Genomic DNA, 20375 nt, shown 5'->3' with positions numbered 1-20375 from the left:
TCCAGGAATCAATCGAACAGATGGGTAAAACAATTCCAGCCAAGAAAAAGAAAACTGAAAAAAAAACCGATCCTTCCTCGAAAGGAAAAAAAATATCAGTCGCCATCATCACTTATAACGAAGAAAGAAATATCGGAGAATGTATCGAATCCTGTCTTGAGATCGCCGACGAAATCGTGATTCTCGATTCGATCAGCTCCGATCAAACCGAAAAAATCGCTAAGTCGTATCCGAACGTCCGATTCTTCAAACAAAAATTCAAAGGACATATCGAACAAAAAAACGACGCGATTGCGCTTTGTAAGTTCGACTGGATTCTTTCTTTGGACGCGGATGAAAGAGTTTCTCCCGAATTACAAAGTTCGCTTCGCGAATTCAAAGAAAAATCGGAAGACGATCGAAACGGGTTTCAGGTTTCCCGTCTTACCTTTCATATGGGAAGATTTATTCGTTATTCCGGTTGGTATCCTCAGTTTCGTTACCGCGTCTTCAAAAAAGGAAACGCGGTTTGGGTCGGAGAAAATCCCCACGATTATATCAGCATACAAGGAAAAGGCGGAAAACTTTCCGGAGATATCATTCACTATAGTTTTCGCGACCTCACTCACCAGGTGAACACGATCAATCAATTTTCCTCGATTGTAGCGATGACGAGACAAAAAAAAGGAAAACGATTTTCACTTCTTCGAACGATCTACAAACCTTTTTCTAAGTTTATCGAAACCTATTTTTTTAAATTCGGATTTTTGGACGGGTTTCCAGGCTGGGTCATCGCGGTTTCCTCCGCGTATTCCACATTTTTAAAAGACGCAAAACAATACGAGCTTGAGAAAAAGATCATTGAAAGGCCGTCTAACGTAAAAGAGGGTTATGGGAATTAAGTCTTTCTTAAAAAGATTTTTTTCTTTTTTTCGAAGAAGAAAAAAGAAAAAGGGACACGTTGAAGAAGCGCCTCCCGTTAGAGAAAGCTACGGATACAAACGCGAACTTTCCGAACTTAGAGAAAAGGCGGATCGTTTTTTTGTAACCCGGAAAAAGGCGAGCGGCGTCGTTCATGAAACAAAATATTATAAAATTCTAAAGAATGGTCCAAAACTGTTTCGTCTCGAAGGAAAGGAAAAAAACGGAAGAGAATATTCTCTCGTAGTTTCCACCGGTAATTTCCTGAGTTTGCAAGGGGAAAAAATTTCCGGCGTGGTGTTTGTTCCGGAAGCGGAGCTCAATCGAATTCTTTCCTACGAACATAACGATCTAAAAAGCGTATTCTCCCGATTTCAACCCGAGGGAATCGCCGAGGATCTAAAGGTTTTATACGGAGAATCCGGTTCTTCCCCGGAATCCTGGAAGGATTTTTACAACTGGGAACCGATCTGGAAACAACAGGTTCTCATTCGTTTGAAACCGAGCCTTCTTGCAATTCTTCTCGTTTATATGGGACCGGAGTTCGAACAATTCTTCCAGTCTAATTCCACAAAAAGAATGAAGTCGATCGTTTCGGACGAATTGTATTTTTTGAACGTGAGCGGAAATCAAAAAGAGAACTCTCCTTATTCGGAAAATCTTTCGCTCCAGGATTTTGAAAAAGCAAAATTGGAATTCTTCCGAGTATTGGAACAGATACGGATAAAAAGAGGTACTACTTAAGATGGATATCAAAGAAATCGCTCTCGGTCAGATCCGAGATTCTATTTCCACCAAACAGAAATTAATCGATTCGATTTTAGAGGATATCACAAAAGCGGGCGAACTGGTTTCCAAAGTTTTGCAGGCGGGAAATACCGTTTTTCTCTGTGGGAACGGAGGTTCTTCTTGCGACGCGTCTCATATCGCGGCCGAGCTTGTAGTCCGTTATAAATCCGGAAACGAAAGAAAGGCCCTTCCGGCGATGTCTTTTTCTGCGGACTCTGCGGTGTTGACCGCGTGTTCGAACGACTACGGTTATGAAGAAGTATTTTCCAGACAAATCGAAGCCTTCGGTAGAAAAGGGGATTTGCTCATCGGTCTTTCCACGAGCGGAAATTCCAAAAACGTTCTTCTTGCATTGGAGAAGGCGAAGACCAGAGGAGTGAAAACCATATCGTTGTTAGGTGGAGACGGCGGTAAGATGAAAAATCTCGCGGATCTCGACGTGATCGTTCCGAGCAAGGTCACGGCAAGAATTCAAGAATCTCATATTTTGATCGGACATATTCTCTGCAGCATCGTTGAGTTCAGTCTTTTCAATTTAGAATAATTCTTTTTTGTGAATTCTTCCTTAATCGAAATTTCCAATCTGAAGGTTTCCACTCCCGGACACCATATTCTGAAAGGAATCGATTTTTCCCTGCGAGCCGGAGAAGTCCATTGTATCGTGGGCGAATCCGGAAGCGGGAAGTCCACGCTGGCTTCTTGTCTTTTGGGAATGGCCGATAAGGAACTATTTTTGAGATCGGATCGGTTTCAATTTTTAGGAATGGACGCTCGTTACTTTACGGAAAGAGAATGGTTGCCCCTCCGCGGCAAAAAAATCGCCTTGGTTCCGCAAAATCCGGTCTGGGGATTTCATCCGTATCGCAAAACGGGATCTCAGATTCTCGAAGCATTCTCCCTTACCAATCGCGAATACGCAAACAAAGAGAAGATTCTCAAACTTTTAGAATCCATTTACATCCACGATCCCAAACGTGCGTTTGAGGGACTTCCGGGGAATCTTTCGGGCGGGGAAAGACAGAGAATTCTGATCCTTCTGGCCGTGTATTCGGGCGCAGAAATCATCGTAGCCGATGAACCGACCGCTGCCTTGGATTCGATCAGCGAAGCGGAAGCCTTAAAACTTCTGATGAAATTCCGAAAGGAAAAGGGACTTTCTCTCATTTTTATCACCCACGAAATCTCCATCGTCGAGGCGATAGCCGATACTATGAGTATCCTCTATCAAGGAGAATGGGCCGAGGTCGTTTCCCGCGGAAAATCAGGAGAATTGAATCCAAGTTCCGAATATGGAAAAAAACTGTTTGAACAGGGAAGCTGATCTTAGAAACTACTCGAGCGAATGATGGGTTATGCAGTCCTCCTAACACTGGTTTTATTTACCTTCCCGATTTTTGCCCAGAAATCCCCATTTATAATGGAGGAAATCGACGCGTCCTCCTATCCTTCGATTCAACTTTCGATCCGAGATAAAAAACAATTTCCATTGGAAAGAGAAAACTTTCTCATCCGAGAATCTCGCGGTTCGGAAAACCGAACGGTTCTCCGTCCCAAGGTGACTCGCAAAGAAGGATCGAGATCGGTTCATACGGTTTTTCTAGTCCAGTCCGGAACGAGTTTGGAAGAGAATAATTTTAACACCCGTCTTCTGCAAAAGATCGTTCAGGCGAGCGGCGACGAGGATCATTTTAGTTTTATCTTCTTCTCGGACGATCTTCTCGTTGTCGAAAAGGATCTGGATCGACAAGCCGCTCTTCTCAAGGCGCGCGTTCCGGGTTCTCTCAGCAATTCCAACACGGGAGTGAACCTGGATCTTGTATTCCAAAAATTGAATACGATTTTAACCGGAGAATCTTATCTTGCACTTTTGGTTTCGGATTCGGAATACAAACTTCCTCCGGGACTCAGACAAGGTTTGTCCACGTCCGGTCTTCCGATTCAGGTTTTTGGGAAGCGCAACTTTGCAAACCAAGAACTCGTTCGAATTTACGGAGGAGAATTGTATGAGCTGGACGCTCCCGATTCCGTTTCGCGTTTTTTAGCGGACTTGGAATACTTTCACAAACATCCGGCGGTGATTCAGTATGATTCTCCCTTTCAAGAAGACTTTTGGAAAGGTGAAGGCGCTTTTCTTCGAGGAGATTGGGAGTCGAGCCGAGGCGGAAAGTTCACTTATACGTACAAACCCGGAGCAATGAAACAACTTCGTTTTGTTTTCCTAAGTCCCGGCGTTTTTCTCCCCACGATCGGATTCTTACTGATTCTTACTTTGATCGGGCTTTTACTTTTGTTCAAAAGAGAAAAAGATCCGGAAGAATCTTCCAACCCGTCCAATGGAGAAGCCGAACGCAGATTTCACGCGCGAGGTGAAGAAAGAGAAGTCTATCAGAGAATGTATGGGGATCAGTTTCACACTTCTCCGTATGCAAATCCGGAAGGAGTTTATGTGGCTCGTTCTCTTCCCGTGAACGAATCCGAGTTTGAATCTGCGGAAGCCTACGATCTTGCAACCTTGATTCAAAAAGAAGGACGTACTCCCGGAAAACAGGTTCCGATTCGAAAAGCGGAAACGACTCTGGGCGCGGGGGAATTGTCGGACGTTTTGGTCGCAGATCCGAACGTGAGCAAACTTCACGCGAGAATCCGAAAGATCAAAAATCGATTTGTCCTCTACGATCTCATTTCCGACGCAGGCACGTATCTCAACGGGAAGAAGGTTCTAAGGCCTCGGGTTCTCTACGATTTCGACGAGATCAGTCTCGGAAAGACGGTCTTTGTTTTTCGCGCGAGATAGAATTTTCATTCTTCCAAATTCATTCCAAGTCGCTTAGAATAGATCCGGGTAGACGAAAAGACCCATTTTCCCAACGATGGAAATACAGACGGATGAGCTCTTTCTCCTTCCGAGAAATCCATCCAATCCACAAATTCCGAAAGAATTTCTTTCGGGGAGACAGAATCCAAAATGAAGACAATGTTCGAAAAAATCTGGGAAGACCATCTAGTCGGGGAACTGGATGGAGGATCGTATATCATTTATATTGACCGTCATCTCATTCACGAAGTCACGAGTCCCCAGGCTTTTGAAGGAATCAAACTCGCGGGAAGAAAAGTGCGTCGTCCGGAAGCCACCTTCGCAACGATGGATCATAACGTTTCCACAAGAACCAGAGACATGAGTCTCGCCGATCCGATCTCCGCGATCCAAATGCAAACTCTTAAAAAAAATTGCGACGAAAACGGAATCCGTCTCTACGACTTTGAAAATCCGGACCAAGGAATCATTCACGTCATCGCTCCGGAAATGGGTCTGACCCATCCCGGGATGACCATCGTTTGCGGAGATTCTCATACTTCCACACACGGCGCTTTCGGAGCCCTCGCTTTCGGAATCGGAACGAGCGAAGTCGAACACGTTCTCGCGACCCAAACCCTCGTTCAAAAAAGAGCGAAGACAATGGAAATCCGCGTGGATGGAAAACTCTCCGATAAGGTTACGGCTAAGGACATCATCCTTGCGATCATCGGTAAAATCGGAACTGCGGGTGCGACCGGTTATGTAATCGAATACCGCGGTTCTGCGATTTCAGCGCTGAGCATGGAAGCTCGTATGACGATCTGCAATATGTCGATCGAAGCGGGAGCCAGAGCCGGACTGATTGCACCGGACGAAACCACATTCAATTATATCAAAGGAAAAGACTTTGCCCCAAAAGGTGCAGAATGGGATCTCGCCGTAAAAAAATGGAAACACTACGTCACCGACGAAGGCGCCAAGTTTGATACGACCGTGATTTTACACGCGGACGAAATCGCGCCGATGGTGAGTTGGGGAACTTCTCCGAGCCAGGTGATTTCCGTAAAAGGTGTGATTCCCGATCCAAAGGATGCGACCGATCCCGTTGAAAAAATCGGAATCGAATCCGCGTTAAAATATATGGATCTAAAACCGGGACAAAAGATCGAGGATGTAACGATCAACAAAGTGTTTATCGGATCCTGTACCAATTCCAGAATCGAGGACTTAAGAGCGGCGGCGGCGACGATCCAAGGAAAAAAAGTTTCCTCGAAAGTGCAAGCGATCGTTGTTCCCGGATCGGGAAGGGTGAAACGTCAGGCGGAACAGGAAGGTCTGGATAAGATTTTTTCTGCGGCGGGTTTTGAATGGAGAAATCCGGGTTGTTCCATGTGTCTCGCGATGAACGACGACGTTCTCGAACCCGGCGACAGATGCGCTTCCACCTCCAATCGTAACTTCGAAGGTCGTCAAGGAAAGGGCGGTCGAACTCACCTCGTAGGACCGGAAATGGCCGCCGCGGCGGCGATCGAAGGTCACTTCGTGGACATCCGAAACTGGAAATAAGGAATAGAATTTAGAATTATGAAAGCATTTACGACTCTCAGCGGAATCGCGGCCTTACTCGATCGACCCAACGTGGATACGGATCAGATCATTCCAAAACAATTTTTGAGAAAGATCGAACGAACCGGCTTTGGGGTTCATCTTTTTCATGATTGGAGATATTTGGACGACGCAGGAACGAAACTCAATCCTGAATTCTCCTTAAACCAAGATCGTTATAAGGGAGCCATTATCTTAGTAACCAGAGACAACTTCGGTTGTGGATCTTCCCGAGAACACGCGCCTTGGGCTTTGGAAGACTACGGTTTTCGTTGTATCATCGCTCCTTCCTACGCGGATATCTTTTTCAACAATTGTTTTAAGAATGGGATGCTTCCGGTGGTTTTAAAATCCGAACAAGTGGAAGAATTGTTTCAGGCCGTCTCTTCCAACTCCGGAGCAAAGATCACGATCGATCTTGAAAAACAAACCGTGACCGGGCCTACCGGAAAAGTATACGCTTTCGAAGTGGATTCTTTCCGCAAATACTGTCTTTACAACGGACTCGATGATATCGGTCTCACACTCAAACACGAATCCAAAATCGGAGAGTTTGAAAAAAAGCAGAAAGAAGTTGAACCTTGGTTGTACTCTATATAATTCTGCACAAATTATATGTTTGATGAAATCTCCCGTTCAATTGACGAGTTTGGAAACAGTTTCCTTGGCGCTCTGAATAACATTCAGAAATCGTTTGGACGGGAACTCAGCGTAGCAAAACCGGTAAAAGAAACGATCCTTCAGATGATCGGAAACACTCCGCTCATTCGTTTGAATCAGATCGGCTCTCATATCCCCAATGTGGAATTCTATCTCAAGGCGGAGTTCTGCAACCCCACCGGCTCGGTGAAGGATAGAACCGCTCTTTCCATGATTCTTTCTTCCGAAAGAAGAGGAGAATTGAAACCGGGCGGGCAGATCATTCAACCGGGTTACAATTCTACCGGACTCAGTCTCGCCTGGATCAGCACGATCCGTCAGTATAAGTTTCGTTGTTTGGTCGCAGGAGACACAGATCCTCAAAAAATCAAAGATCTTCAGACGTTCGGAGCTCATGTCGAAATTCTTCCGGAAGCAAAAGGGAATTGGGACGAGGCTCTGTTAAAAAAAGCAAGAGAGATCAAAGAGAAAGAAAAGAACACCGTGATCTTAAACGAATACACGGACATGGCCAATACAAACGCACATTATCTTTTTACAGGCCCTGAAATCTGGAGAGACCTTGCAGGAAACGTCGACGCCTTTGTCGCGGGTGGTGGTTCCGGTGGAACTCTTTCGGGAGCGGGTCGTTTTCTAAAATCCAAGAAGTCTTCCATAAGAGTGATCATGGGTGTGAGTCAGAAATCCAGATTCATACGGAAGATGGTGCAAAACGAAACTTCGATTCATCTGCCCGAATCTTTTGATCCAAAGATCGTGGACGAATACGTGGGAGTGGATCGGGAACAAGCGCTTCTCTATCAATCCGATCTCTATCAAAAAGAGGGGATTTTCGCGGGAACTACGACGGGAACAACTCTTGCGAGCGCAATTCGATTTGCGGAAAGCCTTCCTACTAGAGACGATCAAAAATCCCAGGTCTACAGAATCGTAGTCCTTTCTCCGGACCGGTTTTGAAGGAAGGGAAATTTTCCGGTTCTTTAGAGGAACTGGAAGCCGTTCGCAAAGAACTGGAGCGGGAAAAAAAAGAAGAAGACAATCTTTTTTCCAAGGACTGGCTTTCGAGGTCCTTACAAGAACGAGTCCAACTCGGAATCACGTTATACCCTCTTGTCTACGAAGAACAATCCATCGGCCGAGACGGAAGTTGGATTCTTACGTTTCGATTTCCAGAACAAGAAGAATATCCTTCTAAGTTTCAATCGGGAGCTCCGATTCAGATCGGAAAAGAGGAGGAGAATGTTCGTGCGATTCTTGTATCTCTTCATAAAGAAAAAATTCGAATCGCGATCGACGAGGTTCCGGAATGGTCCGAGGACGGAAAGTGTTATCTGGATCTTTTGCCGGATGAAACTTCCTACAGAGAAATGTTTCGGGCTCTTGATGTCGTTTCCGATGCTAAAAAGGGAAGCCGATTGTATGTGAATCGGGAACTTCTTTTGGGATATGGAAAACCGGACAAAATTTCCCTTCGTGCAGCCGATCGGAGTCGTGTTTTAGGAAGAATGAATTCCCGTTTAAACGATTCCCAGAGGAATGCGGTTTTACACTCGGTTCTTTCGGAGGACGTTACGATCATTCACGGTCCGCCCGGAACCGGAAAAACCACTACGTTAACCGAAATCGTGAGTCAACTCGTCGACGAAGAAAGAAAGGTTCTTGTTTCGGCTCCGACTCATTCCGCTTGCGATCTTTTGGTGGAATCCATTTCCGAACGAGGAATTCCGATTTTGCGGCTCGGACATCCCGCAAGAGTTTCGGAAACCGCGCTTCATTCAACATTGGATTATAAATTGTTTCATCATCCCGACGGAAAATTGTTAAGCGAATACAGAAGGGACGTATTAGAAATTTCTAAACAAGCAAAGAAATACAAAAGAAACTTCGGCGAGAAGGAAAGGGAAGAAAGAAAATCTCTGTTTCAAGAAGTTAAAGAACTCAAAAAAACGATTCGAACGATAGAAGCCGGTTTGATAGACAGTTTGATTTCTTCGCATCCTGTGATCGTTTCGACGCCCGTTGCGTCCGCAAAAGGAGTTTTGGAGGGAAGAATTTTCGACTATTGTGTGTTAGACGAATGCTCTCAGGCGCTGGAACCTGCGTCTTGGATTCCCATTCTAAAATCGGATCGTGTGATTCTCGCGGGAGATCACAAACAATTGCCGCCGACCTTATTCTCCGAAAAAAATAAGTTAGAAGTTACCTTGTTTGAAAAGGCCGCTGAAAGACTAACAACTTCGGAGAGAGTTTTTCTTCTTGATACACAGTATCGAATGAAAGATGAAATTGCTGAATTTTCTTCCAAGGAATTTTATTCAGGTCTTTTGAAATCGGGTCGCCCGTCTGAAGAAAGAACCGCAAATTTTCCGGAAGAATTTCCATTTCCCCATTCATTTCAATGGATCGATACTGCGGGAACCGATAGCGAGGAAATTTCCGCAGACGACAGTTTGACAAATCTTTTTGAAGCCGATTTACAAATTCGGATCTGCGTTTTGTTAAACGAACAAGGTTGGAAAGAAGAGGAGATCACAATTCTTTCTCCGTATCGGGCCCAGGTAAGAGTAATTTCCGAAAAATTGAAAGAAGCAAATCTTGCAAAGATCCGAGTTTCTACGATCGATTCATTTCAGGGAAGAGAGAATCGTTGTATTATTTTGGGATTTGTTCGCTCTAACGAGGAAGGAAAGTCCGGATTCTTAAAAGAATCCAGAAGGATCAATGTCGGGATGACTAGAGCGAAGGATTTGCTGCTTTGTATCGGCGATAGTTCCACCCTTTCGACGGATCCATTTTTATCGAAGCTAATTCAGTTTGCGGAAGAGAAAGAAGTCTTTCGGACCGCTTGGGAGTTTTTGTGATTTTCCAGGCGACGTTTTATTGTTCCGTAGATCATTCATTGGGATCTTCTTCTTGTCCGGGCAAAGTCGGTGATTGACTTTTTTTCGAAACCTTCTGTCACAAGAAAGTTCGGTCCGATTGCAAGTAAATTTTTTCAGAGATACTTTGTCGGAACAAACAAATACGAAGGAGATGCGATTCTGAAATCGACTTTTAATTCTTCCGACAAATCTTTTTCGACAGAATTCTCTTTGCAAATATGCAATTTCTGTGATATAGAGCAACTGCGAATTTTTCCCGCCACCGCTCCCCTCCACCCAAAATCAGGGCGGGGCGCGCGGCTTTCACGGAGGATCGTCGGAACTCCGACCGATTTTTAATTCTCTGTTCAAACGTTTGCGGCTGATTCTAATTCCTTGGTCAAAAAAGAGAGCCTTTCGATTGTTTTTTGTTTTAAAAAATCACCACTTTAGAATATTCTTAAATACTAAAAAGCCGCCTAAGAAGAGGATCGAGCTCGGGAGTCCGTGCGAAAAGAAGATATGAAACGCGGACTGATCCCCGCAGACAAATTTAAGACAGAGGTTTGCGAGGGCCAGGCTAAAAACCGAAAGAACCGCCGCGCTTAAAAACGGATTTCCGGGTTTCCCTTTTCGAAATAGATAGATCCCGCTTCCAAAAAAGACGAGGCTGGAAAAAAAGATAGTCGAGGCGCAGCGACCGATATGATGTCTATATTCATGACCTCTGATTAAATCCCAGGCAAACAAAACCGCGAAAAAAAGAACCCAGACAAATCCAAGAAGGATCGGAAGTTTTGAAAATTTCGAAAACGATTCTTCCGGAAATCGTAACTTCGATAGAACCCAATAAGAGATCATTCCGACGATCAAGATCCAAAGGAAATCAGGAAACAAGGTCGGTATATGAATAAGCGGAGCAGTGATCGGATAAACGGACAGGACGAGTAAAATAAAAGCGATTGCAAAGAGCGGAACTAAAAAAACAAGAGTATCCCAAACGTTTCCCTTGGAAGGAGTTTCCGCCGCTAATTTTTGGATCAAGGATTCGGTTTTCTCTTCTTTACTCAACATTGCTCTTAGGTTATAAAATGGGAAATTTTCCAAAATTAAAGAATGGTTGGACAATAATTTCTTCCCGCTTCAGTCTGGAAGTAAATCGGGTCCAACTGTTTCTATATTCGAAGGTTGAAAGCAGTTAGTTACATGTCAGCTAAAAAAGAAATCTGGGAAGAATGCACAATTCTTATCGCCAAGGCTCGAGAAGGCGACCAGGCTTCTTATGAAAAATTCCTCAGACTCGTAACCGGAGTCCTTCGTTCTTATCTGATTCCTCGTATTAACAATGCAGAAGACCGTGAAGACCTCGTTCAAGAAATTTTGATCGGTCTTCACAAGGCACGGGATTCTTATCGCGCGGAACGTCATCCTGCGCCTTGGGTTTTTGCCATTGCGAGATACAAAACCATAGATTATCTCCGAAAAAAAAAGGTTGGGGATCGTTCTTTTGCAACGGAGAATCTGGATCTTTTCGCTTCTCCCGAACCGGTCGAAGAAGAGGAACCCGAAAAGGCTCGGGAAATCCTGAAGCAGTGGCTGACCGTTTTGGATGAAAGACAAAAGCAGATTCTCACGCATCTCAAACTCGAAGGAATGAGCGTCCGAGAAGTTTCTGAAAAAACCGGACTTTCCGAATCCAATATCAAAGTAATCACACACCGCGCCGTTCAAAAGATTCGAAAGCATTTTTCACTTGATATCTGACAAAACTGCAATCAAACAAGTCCAAGGAATAGCATGTCTTCCCAAATGCCCAACGGAATAAGAGTAGAATTCTTGGATTCTATCTCTTCGATTTCCAAGGAAGAATGGAACTCAATCTCCGATCACCAAAGTCCGTTTTTAGAATACGATTTTTTACATTCTCTGGAAGTCTCCCGTTGTATCGGTTCGAGTACTTCTTGGATTCAGAAATATTGCATTCTTAAAAAGGACGGACGTTTCTCCGCAGTCATTCCACTCTTTCTCAAGTTCGATTCTTATGGCGAATACATCTTTGATTTTCAGTGGGCTCAGTTTTTTTCCAAAGCGGGTTTGAACTATTATCCCAAGGGTCTTGTTGCGATTCCGTTTACTCCGGCTAACGGAAAACGAATCCTTCATAAGAATGAAATGAGTCTGGAAGAAGTTTGTTCTTATCTGATTCCGGAGCTCCTTCGTTTTTGTGAAAAAGAAGGTCTTTCCGGAGTTCATTTTTTATTTTTGGAAAAGAAAGAATCGGAGGTTCTCGAGAAGTTTGGATTTACGACCCGGCTTTCTCATCAGTATCACTGGAATAATCCGGGTTACGAAAATTTCGACGATTATCTCGGCGCGATGAAATCCAAAAAAAGAATGCAGATCAAACGGGAACGGGAGATCGTCCGGAACTACGGTCTCGAGATTCGAATCCTCGAAGGAAATCAAATCTCCAAATCGGATATGAATTCCATCTGGCGGTTTTACGAAGACACTCATTCTAGAAAATGGGGTTCGGCCTATCTCAATCGGAAATTTTTTGACGAGGCATTTGAAACGTTTCGAGATCGGATCGTTTTGGTTCTTGCTTCGCGGGACGGAAAACCGATCGCGGGAACTTTCAATCTCCGCAAAGGCGAATTTTTATACGGAAGATATTGGGGTTGTCTCGAATATCATTCTCATCTTCATTTCGAATGTTGTTTTTATCAATTGATCGACTACGCGATTCGTGAGAAAATCAAAGTCTTCGAAGCGGGCGCTCAAGGGGAACATAAATTTCTGCGAGGATTTCCGGCCGTTCCGACCTACAGTTCTCATAGGATTTTTCATCCGGGAGCGAGAAATGCGATTGAACGTTTTTTAAAAGAGGAAAGACTGCACATGCAGGAAATGATTCAGGAAACCAACGAGCACTCTCCGCTCAAGGAATTTTCGAGCGAAACATTTTTCCGAGAAGACACGATCGCAGATAAGGGGAGTCGAGATCCATGAGCGAGATCTTTCGATTTGATACGGAAGAACAGACTTTGACCAAGGAGAAGGTCAAACTCAAACGTCCTTCCAAATACAGAGTCATCATACTCAACGACGATTTTACTCCTATGGAATTCGTAGTTTGGATTTTACAGGTAGTCTTTCACAGAACAAGAGCCGAAAGCGAACAGATCATGTTAAAAGCCCATATCACGGGGAAAGCGTTATGCGGCGTTTATTCGCACGACGTTGCGAGAACCAAGGTCATACAGGTTCAACAACTGGCAGAACAACACGGATACCCGCTTCATTGTACGATGGAAGTGGAGGAAGGAGAAGAAGAATCATGATTCTTACGGAAGAAATGGAAAGGACCTTGAGAAAGGCTTGGGAAGAAGCCAAACAAAGAAGAAACGAATTTATCACACTCGAACACATTCTTCTCGCCCTCACGTATGACACGGTCGGGAAGGAAGTTTTGGAAGCCTGTGGAGCCGATATTGAAAAGTTGAGAAAGGACCTGGCTCATTATCTTGACAGCGAACTCGAATCCTTTCCGGAAACTTCAGGAGAAGTCGATCCGATTTATACGATCGGGGTGCAGCACGTTCTTCAACTCGCGGAATTTCACGTTCAATCTACCCGCAATAAGAAGATGGACGGAGGCGACGTCCTGGCTGCGTTATTCCGAGAAGATCAATCTAACGCGGTTTATTTTTTAGGATCGCAAGATATTTCCAGGCTCGATATCGTTCGTTACATCTCTCACGGAATTCGTAAAGACAATCAAAACCGGGAAAAAGAAACTCTGGGCGAAGAGGGCGAAAAAGTTTCCGATCCTCTCAAAACGTTTTGTGTGGATCTCACCGCGAAAGCTCGGGAAGGAAAACTCGATCCTATGATCGGACGCGCGGACGAACTAGACCGAACGATTCACATTCTTTGCAGAAGAAGAAAAAATAATCCTATCTTTGTGGGAGAAGCCGGAGTCGGTAAAACTTCGATCGTAGAAGGTCTTGCACAAATGGTCGTGGACGGAAAAGTTCCGGAGCCTTTGAAGAATCTGAAAGTCTATTCTCTGGACATGGGGCTTTTGCTTGCGGGAACCAAGTTTCGAGGAGAATTCGAGGAAAGACTCAAAAACGTAGTAACTCAGATCACGGCTCAGGACGACCACGTTCTTTTTATCGACGAGATCCATACGATCATCGGAGCCGGCGCGGTTTCAGGTGGATCTCTCGATGCTTCCAATTTACTCAAACCCGCGCTTTCCAGCGGAGAACTCCGTTGTATCGGAACCACCACTTATAAAGAATACAAAACTATATTCGAAAAAGATCATGCACTTTCGAGGAGATTCCAAAAGGTGGAAGTCGGGGAACCTTCGATTCCCGAAACCGTCGAGATCTTAAAAGGACTTTTGGGAAAATACGAATCCTTTCACAAGGTGAAATATTCCGCATCGGCGGTGGAACAAGCCGCCGAGTTATCGGCGCGTTATATTCTGGATCGAAAACTTCCGGACAAAGCGATCGACCTTTTGGACGAGGCGGGCGCTCGTGTTCGTCTCCGAGAAAGCGGTAAAAAAACGGTAACCGTGAGGGAAATCGAAGAGCTCGTTTCCAAGATCGCCAAAGTTCCTTCCGTTACCGTAAAAGCGGACGATCGTGAAAAACTCAAGAACTTAGACGAACAACTGAAAGCCAAAATCTACGGGCAAAATTCCGCGATCGATCAACTCGTCCAGTCGATCCGACTTTCCCGAAGCGGACTTTCCGAACCGGGAAAACCGGTGGGAAGTTTCCTTTTTGCGGGTCCGACCGGAGTCGGTAAGACCGAACTGACTCGTAAACTCGCTGAGATTCTCGGTGTGGAACTCATTCGTTTTGATATGAGCGAATACATGGAAAAACATACCGTTTCCAGATTGATCGGTTCCCCTCCGGGTTATGTAGGATTTGAACAGGGCGGACAACTCACGGACGCGGTTCATCGAAATCCTCACTGTGTTCTTTTGCTCGACGAGATCGAAAAAGCTCACGAAGACATTTATAATATTCTTCTTCAGATTATGGATCACGCAACTCTTACGGACAACAACGGAAGAAAATCGGATTTTCGTCAGGTGATTCTTGTGATGACCACAAATACGGGTGCGCGGGAACGTTCCACAAATCCCGTCGGTTTTGGGAATGATCTTTTGGAGGACAGAAGTCTCAAAGCGATCGAAAAACAATTTTCTCCGGAGTTTAGAAACCGTCTCACTGCGGTGATTGAGTTTACTTCCTTAAACCGGGAAAATGTAACCAAAGTAGTTGCAAAACAGCTTGCCCTTTTACAAGACCGTCTGAATTCTAAACAAATTGAATTAGAGTTTCAAGACGATGTACTGGAATACATCGCGGAAAAAGCTTATACTCCCGAGTTTGGCGCAAGACCGGTGCAGAGATGGATCGATACTCATATCTCAAAAAGAATTTCGGAAGAGATCCTTTTTGGAGAATTGAAATCGGGTGGAAAAGCGAAGCTCATTGCCGGTAAGGACGGAATCGAGATGGAATTCTCTCACGGCAAAAAGTCTTAAACTAAAAAACGATCCGGGAGCCGATGAAACAAAAATACGCACGTATCCTACTGATACTTATCCTTTTTTCGTGTAAGGAAGTTCCTCTTTCGATCGAAGGAAAGACGGTCTCAACCGATTTACTCGTAACTCCCTCCAATACAAAAACACACACCGATTATTTTAGCGAGAGTAAGAATCTGATGATCGCATCCGATTCACCCGAGGCAACCGCAGCCGGAATTGAAGTCGGAAAGTTAGGCGGGAACGTCGTCGACGTAGCGGTCGCGACCTCCTTTGCCATTTCAGTTACGAGACCTCACTCCACAGGATTGGGGGGCGGCGGATTTTTAGTTCTTTATCTAAAAGGTTTTTCAGAACCGATCGCATTCGATTTTCGAGAAAGGGCTCCGAGCGCGGCGTCCCGCAATATGTATAAACGAAAGCCGAAAGAAGATTCTCTTTTTGGATTTCGCGCCGTTGGTGTTCCGGGTAACGTGGCGGGGCTGATTCAGATTCAAAAACGGTTTGGAAAACTTTCTCTCAAGGAGGTCCTTTCGCCGGCGATTCGTTTGGCGGAGAATGGATTTCCGGTTTATTCGGATTTATTTTCCGCGATTCAAAAATCATCCAAGGATATGGACGAGGAGATGAAGGGGATTTTTCTCCCAAATGGAAAGCCGCCGGAAGTCGGCTCCATGCTCGTTCAAAAAGATCTCGCGAACACTCTAAAGATGATTTCCGAAACGGGGGAAAGGGAATTCTATCAGGGCAAAATTGCGGATTCTATCGTAAGTGCCATGAAAAAAAACGGGGGGTTGATCACTCCTCAGGATCTCAAAAGTTTCCGAGTCATCGAAAAAAAAACCTTAAAAGCATCTTACAGAGATTATACGATCTATACGATGCCTCCTCCTTCCTCCGGAGTTCACCTTCTTACGATGTTGTCGATGATAGAAACCAAACCTCTGAAAGAATTGTATGATAAGGACGCAGCCGCTTATTATCATTTTATCGCCGAGGCCATGCGTCGCGGTTACGCAGATCGGGCGATTTTAGGAGGAGATCCGCAGTTTACAAAAATTCCGATCGATCGTCTTTTATCTAAAAAATACGCGGGGGAAAAAATGGAGGACTTTGATCCGAAGGTCGCTTCGAGCAGTTCTTCTTTTTTGAAAGAACTAAATTTCGGAGTGGAATCCCCTCAAACCACTCATATCTCGGTGATGGATAAGGATGGAAACGCGGTCTCCACAACCCAATCCATTAACTTTCGTTTTGGCGCATCCGTCGTGGTTCCCGGATATGGAATCGTCCTAAACGATACGATGGACGATTTCAGTCGAGCTCCGGGAGAACCGAACGTCTACGGTTTGATCGGTGCGGAAGCAAATTCGATTCTTCCCAAAAAAACCCCGCTGAGTAGTATGTCTCCGACCCTTGTATTCAAAGAAAACGAAACGTTTTTGGCAACTGGCGCTCCGGGCGGTTCCTATATTGTGAATGCGGTTTTACAATCTTTGATCTATAATTTGGATTTTAAGCTGACCTTGTATGAATCCGTGGCGCGTGGAAGAATACATCATCAATTTTTTCCCGATGCGGTCTTTATCGAAAAGCCCGTGAACGAAAGAAACGTCTTTGACGGACTTTCGGCGAGAAAACACGACATTCGAATCGCACCGAACTTTGCAAAATTGTTCTCGGTAAAAAGGGAGAATGGAAAGCTCTACGGAGCTTCCGATCCACGTGGAGAAGGGGCCACAGGCGGACTTTGAAAACTAAAGAATTTGCTCAATCCAAGATCGACGAGGTTTCACTGGAGATTCTTCTACGCCACGCCGTAAAAGCAAAACACGGATTGGAAAAAGAAAGTATGAGGGTCAATCCGGACGGAAGCATAGCAAGAACTCCGCATCCCGAACACCTCGGCTCCAGTCTTACGAATCATTATATCAAGACTGATTTTGCCGAACCTCAGCTCGAATACGCCACTCATCCGCGTCCTCGAATCGAAGCCAATATCAGAGAATTACAAGATCTGCATATATACACGATTCGTAAACTGAACAACGAATTGATCTGGCCGTTTAGTATGCCTCCGATTCTGCCCGAAGACGAGAACGAGATTCCACTCGGACAATACGGAAGTTCCGCTTCCGGAAAGTGGAAGACGATCTATCGTCACGGACTTGGTCTTCGTTACGGAAGAAGAATGCAGACGATCTCCGGAGTTCATTACAATTTTTCTTTTTCCAATATTTTTTTGAGACAATTTTTAGGAAAGGACGTCTCCAATTTTACAAAGGAAGAAATCTCCTCTTTGTATTTGCACGTGATTCGAAACTTTATGAGAAGGGTTCACTATTTGACCTATCTCACCGGATCCTCTTCCGTCTTTGATTCCACCTTTCTCCCGAATCCCGGCGATCTCAAATTCGAAAAACATAAGGACTTTACGATGTATTCTCCTTACGCGACTTCGCTTCGGATGAGCGAGATCGGTTATACGAGTAAAGTACAGGATACATTAGGAATTCATTATAATTCTTTGGCTGAATACGTGGATCGGATGTGTTACGCGGTTCATACTCCGTATGACAAATACGTCGGTTTTTCCGAATCTCCGGACTCGCAGCTCAATCCGAATTATCTTCAGATCGAAAACGAATTCTATTCCCCCGTTCGTCCAAAACAAGTTCCAAAAGGAGACGAAAGACCTCTTGACGCGCTTTTAAGAAGAGGAATCGAATACATCGAAATTCGCTCCTTGGATATCGATCCTTATTCTCCTTTGGGCGTTTGCAGACACAATCTTGCATTCACACAATTGATCCTTCTGGATTCTCTTTTGAGTCCGTCTCCTTCGATCGACTCGGAAGAACACGAAATCCAAAAGGAAAATCTAAACAAAGTGATCTGGGAAGGAAGAAATCGGGAACTCAAAATACGAGTCAGAAATTCTGAAAAAAATTTCCAACAGACCGGTTCCGAATATTCGGAATCGCTGAGACGCTACGCTAAAATTTTGGATCGGCATACCGGAAAAAAGAACTACGAAGAATCGATCGACTTTCAGATCAAAAAATGGAAAAATCCGGATAAAACCCCTTCCGGAAAATTGTTATGCGAAATTCTAAAACGTGGAATCGAATTTAGGGACAAAGGAATGGAACTCGCCAGGGAAAATCGTAGAGCCCTTTCCTATATGGAATATTCTCCGGGAACTTTGATGAAGATCGAAAAAGAATCACAACGATCCTTTCAAGAGAAGGAACAGTTGGAAAAAGAAGAATCCCAGACCCACTATCCCACAGTCAAACTATGCAATCACTAAAATTGAAATCGGGCGAGTTTATTTCTCCCGAAATTTTCACGTTGAAAGATTTCGAAGACCTTGAAATTTCCACGCAGATCGTCATTCGCGACGCTCTCAACCGAGGGCTTGAGGTTGAAATTTTGGATCGGAAGAATCACTTTCTTCGTTTGAAAAATTCTTCCGGACACGTTCAGTATGTAAAGGAAGCCTCTAAAACCGGACTCGATTCTTATATGACCTTTCTTGTGATGGAAAATAAGACGATTTCAAAAATTGTAATGGACGAGGCGGGTCTTCAAGTTCCGGCGGGGGAAAGTTTTGGAGATCCGGAGCCGGCTCTTTCCTTTTTGGAAACGCATAACGATAAGAAGATGGTTGTAAAACCGGTCACTACCAATTTCGGAATCGGTATTACGATCCTTCCTCCGAAAGCGTCGATGGAAGACGCAAAAAAGGCGGTCAAAATCGCGTTCAATCATTCCGAATCCGTAATCGTGGAAGAATTCGCCGAGGGAAACGAATATCGTTTTTTAGTGATCGGCGAGGAGACCGTTGCCGTTTGTAATCGGATTCCGGCTAACGTGACCGGAGACGGAAAACATACGATCGAAGAACTCGTGTCTCTAAAAAACGAAGATCCGAGAAGAGGAGTCGGGCATGTGACCCCGCTTGAAAAAATACAACTAGGAGATACGGAATTGGATGTTCTCGAACAATCCCATCTTACAAAAGATTCGATTCCGAAGAACGGAGAAAAAGTATTTCTTCGAAAAAATTCCAACATCAGCACAGGCGGAGATTCGATCGACGTAACCGATCTCGCACATTCTTACTATAAAGAATTGGCCGTGAAGGCGGCGAAATCGGTGGGAGCTAAAATTTGCGGAGTCGATATTATTTTGAAGGATTTGGAAACGAAGGGAGATTATAAAATCTTAGAATTGAACTTCAACCCTGTTTTATACATTCATAACTATCCTTACGAAGGTAAAAACAGGGACGTCGGAAATAAAATTTTGACTTTGTTGGGTTTTTAAGAAACCTTTTTTTGTTTTACGTAGGCCACTATATCTCGGGATTCATACATCTGTGTGGCGCCGTCGTCGACTAAAAAAGGAACCTGACTTTTTCCGCCGAGACGAACCACTTCGTCGCGACCGGGGGTTCCCCGGCTCGCTTCCACAAGTTCATAATCCTTTCCGGGAACGAGTCCCATTTTCGAAAATTCATCTCTAACATAGGCGCAATAAGGGCAGCCAAAAAAGTGATAGAGTTTCATCACGCGGGAATGGTTCCCACTTTTTTCTGTAGATCTCCCGACTTTGCCATTTCGACTACGATGTCGTGACCTCCTACAAATTCTCCATTTACATAAAGTTGAGGAATGGTAGGCCAGTTTGCAAAGTCCTTGATTCCTTGACGAACGACCTCGTCCGACAAAACGTTAAAGGAACCGTATTGAATTCCTAAACTTCTAAGAACGTTTGCAACTCCCGCCGAAAAGCCGCACATAGGAGCTTCGGGGGTTCCTTTCATAAAAAGGAAAACCTTATCGGATCCGATCAATTCTTCAATCTTTTGTTTTACAGCGTCGTTCATTCTTGTGTCCTCGTTTCCAGTGCAAGCGCGTGCACTTCTTGTTTTAGTTCTTCTTTTAGAGTTTCATAGACCATTCTATGTTGTTCTAAAACGGATTTACCTTCAAATCCTTCGTAAATCACAACTGCCTTGATATGTACTCCGTCCCTATAGGGATCGAGTATCGTTACCTTAGAATTCGGAAGACCGGATTCTATTTTATTTTTTATTTCATCGATTGTCATCGTTCTTTCTTTAGACCGGATCTCGTTACCGGTTCGATTTCTGAGATCTTAGATTTAGCATTTT

The 20375-nt window shown here is 44.5% G+C and carries 20 protein-coding genes; 16 read left to right on the top strand and 4 right to left on the bottom strand.

The genetic code is table 11. The features are described 5' to 3' along the window. The first annotated feature begins 20 nt into the window (after nucleotides 1-20). From JWG44_RS16445 to JWG44_RS16405, 9 genes are all read left to right on the top strand, one after another. Nucleotides 21-881, top strand: a complete 861-nt coding sequence (locus JWG44_RS16445) for a glycosyltransferase family 2 protein (protein ID WP_205276086.1) — start codon at nucleotides 21-23, stop codon at nucleotides 879-881. Continuing rightward, a complete protein-coding gene (locus JWG44_RS16440; RefSeq protein ID WP_205276085.1) occupies nucleotides 871-1644 on the top strand; it encodes an LBBP_01157 family protein in 774 nt (257 codons plus the stop codon). The genes JWG44_RS16445 and JWG44_RS16440 overlap by 11 nt, the downstream gene beginning before the upstream one ends. 1 nt (nucleotide 1645) lies before the next feature. Beyond that, complete coding sequence (gene gmhA / locus JWG44_RS16435; protein WP_205276084.1) at nucleotides 1646-2233, top strand: D-sedoheptulose 7-phosphate isomerase; 588 nt, start codon at nucleotides 1646-1648, stop codon at nucleotides 2231-2233. Nucleotides 2234-2242: 9 nt separating this feature from the next. Beyond that, nucleotides 2243-3010 carry an ATP-binding cassette domain-containing protein gene (locus tag JWG44_RS16430; protein ID WP_205276083.1) on the top strand — a complete coding sequence of 256 codons (768 nt, stop codon included), beginning with the start codon at nucleotides 2243-2245 and terminating at the stop codon, nucleotides 3008-3010. A gap of 21 nt (nucleotides 3011-3031) precedes the next feature. Beyond that, nucleotides 3032-4483, top strand: coding sequence for an FHA domain-containing protein (locus JWG44_RS16425; RefSeq protein WP_205276082.1), 1452 nt, complete (start codon nucleotides 3032-3034; stop codon nucleotides 4481-4483). 171 nt (nucleotides 4484-4654) lie between these two features. Next, entirely contained in the window at nucleotides 4655-6052 is a 1398-nt protein-coding gene (leuC, locus tag JWG44_RS16420) for a 3-isopropylmalate dehydratase large subunit (protein WP_205276081.1), read from the top strand. An 18-nt stretch (nucleotides 6053-6070) separates the two neighbouring features. Beyond that, nucleotides 6071-6691 carry a 3-isopropylmalate dehydratase small subunit gene (gene leuD / locus JWG44_RS16415; protein ID WP_205276080.1) on the top strand — a complete coding sequence of 207 codons (621 nt, stop codon included), beginning with the start codon at nucleotides 6071-6073 and terminating at the stop codon, nucleotides 6689-6691. A gap of 15 nt (nucleotides 6692-6706) precedes the next feature. Then, nucleotides 6707-7708 (top strand): PLP-dependent cysteine synthase family protein, encoded by a 1002-nt coding sequence (locus JWG44_RS16410; protein WP_100783833.1) that lies wholly within the window; start codon nucleotides 6707-6709, stop codon nucleotides 7706-7708. After that, entirely contained in the window at nucleotides 7705-9612 is a 1908-nt protein-coding gene (locus JWG44_RS16405) for an AAA domain-containing protein (RefSeq protein WP_205276079.1), read from the top strand. Before JWG44_RS16410 ends, JWG44_RS16405 begins: the two co-directional genes overlap by 4 nt. A 441-nt stretch (nucleotides 9613-10053) precedes the next feature. Here the strand turns inward: JWG44_RS16405 and JWG44_RS16400 are convergent, their stop codons facing one another. Continuing rightward, nucleotides 10054-10686: an NrsF family protein gene (locus JWG44_RS16400; RefSeq protein WP_205276078.1), complete on the bottom strand. Its 633-nt coding sequence runs from the start codon at nucleotides 10684-10686 to the stop codon at nucleotides 10054-10056. 132 nt (nucleotides 10687-10818) lie between these two features. Between JWG44_RS16400 and JWG44_RS16395 the strand changes: the two genes are divergently transcribed. Genes JWG44_RS16395 through gshAB form a run of 7 tightly spaced genes read left to right on the top strand, consistent with a single transcriptional unit; the run spans nucleotide 10819 to nucleotide 19525 of the window. Continuing rightward, nucleotides 10819-11376, top strand: a complete 558-nt coding sequence (locus JWG44_RS16395; protein ID WP_205276077.1) for a sigma-70 family RNA polymerase sigma factor — start codon at nucleotides 10819-10821, stop codon at nucleotides 11374-11376. A 33-nt stretch (nucleotides 11377-11409) separates the two neighbouring features. Then, nucleotides 11410-12624 carry a GNAT family N-acetyltransferase gene (locus JWG44_RS16390; protein WP_205276076.1) on the top strand — a complete coding sequence of 405 codons (1215 nt, stop codon included), beginning with the start codon at nucleotides 11410-11412 and terminating at the stop codon, nucleotides 12622-12624. Beyond that, nucleotides 12621-12956, top strand: a complete 336-nt coding sequence (clpS, locus tag JWG44_RS16385) for an ATP-dependent Clp protease adapter ClpS (protein WP_100783827.1) — start codon at nucleotides 12621-12623, stop codon at nucleotides 12954-12956. The genes JWG44_RS16390 and clpS overlap by 4 nt, the downstream gene beginning before the upstream one ends. Further along, nucleotides 12953-15190 carry an ATP-dependent Clp protease ATP-binding subunit ClpA gene (clpA, locus tag JWG44_RS16380; protein WP_205276075.1) on the top strand — a complete coding sequence of 746 codons (2238 nt, stop codon included), beginning with the start codon at nucleotides 12953-12955 and terminating at the stop codon, nucleotides 15188-15190. The genes clpS and clpA overlap by 4 nt, the downstream gene beginning before the upstream one ends. 23 nt (nucleotides 15191-15213) lie before the next feature. After that, entirely contained in the window at nucleotides 15214-16947 is a 1734-nt protein-coding gene (gene ggt, locus JWG44_RS16375; RefSeq protein WP_205276074.1) for a gamma-glutamyltransferase, read from the top strand. After that, the gene (gene gshA / locus JWG44_RS16370) at nucleotides 16944-18506 is read left to right on the top strand and encodes a glutamate--cysteine ligase (RefSeq protein ID WP_205276073.1); all 1563 of its coding nucleotides are present in this window, start codon (nucleotides 16944-16946) and stop codon (nucleotides 18504-18506) included. The genes ggt and gshA overlap by 4 nt, the downstream gene beginning before the upstream one ends. Continuing rightward, the gene (gene gshAB / locus JWG44_RS16365) at nucleotides 18494-19525 is read left to right on the top strand and encodes a bifunctional glutamate--cysteine ligase GshA/glutathione synthetase GshB (protein ID WP_205276072.1); all 1032 of its coding nucleotides are present in this window, start codon (nucleotides 18494-18496) and stop codon (nucleotides 19523-19525) included. Before gshA ends, gshAB begins: the two co-directional genes overlap by 13 nt. On the opposite strand, the gene JWG44_RS16360 is transcribed toward gshAB, so the two are convergent. The 3 genes from JWG44_RS16360 to JWG44_RS16350 are packed head-to-tail and all read right to left on the bottom strand — an operon-like array spanning nucleotide 19522 to nucleotide 20311. Continuing rightward, nucleotides 19522-19767, bottom strand: a complete 246-nt coding sequence (locus JWG44_RS16360; protein ID WP_205276071.1) for a glutathione S-transferase N-terminal domain-containing protein — start codon at nucleotides 19765-19767, stop codon at nucleotides 19522-19524. The two genes, gshAB and JWG44_RS16360, sit on opposite strands and share 4 nt — an antisense overlap. Further along, the gene (gene grxD / locus JWG44_RS16355; protein ID WP_205276070.1) at nucleotides 19767-20087 is read right to left on the bottom strand and encodes a Grx4 family monothiol glutaredoxin; all 321 of its coding nucleotides are present in this window, start codon (nucleotides 20085-20087) and stop codon (nucleotides 19767-19769) included. The genes JWG44_RS16360 and grxD overlap by 1 nt, the downstream gene beginning before the upstream one ends. After that, nucleotides 20084-20311, bottom strand: coding sequence for a BolA/IbaG family iron-sulfur metabolism protein (locus tag JWG44_RS16350; RefSeq protein ID WP_205276069.1), 228 nt, complete (start codon nucleotides 20309-20311; stop codon nucleotides 20084-20086). The genes grxD and JWG44_RS16350 overlap by 4 nt, the downstream gene beginning before the upstream one ends. Nucleotides 20312-20375: the final 64 nt, after the last annotated feature.

This window comes from Leptospira ainazelensis (assembly GCF_016918785.1).
GTDB lineage: Bacteria > Spirochaetota > Leptospiria > Leptospirales > Leptospiraceae > Leptospira > Leptospira ainazelensis.
The sequence above is the reverse complement of the archived record's forward strand: the minus strand, read 5'-3'. Positions and strand labels throughout refer to the sequence as shown.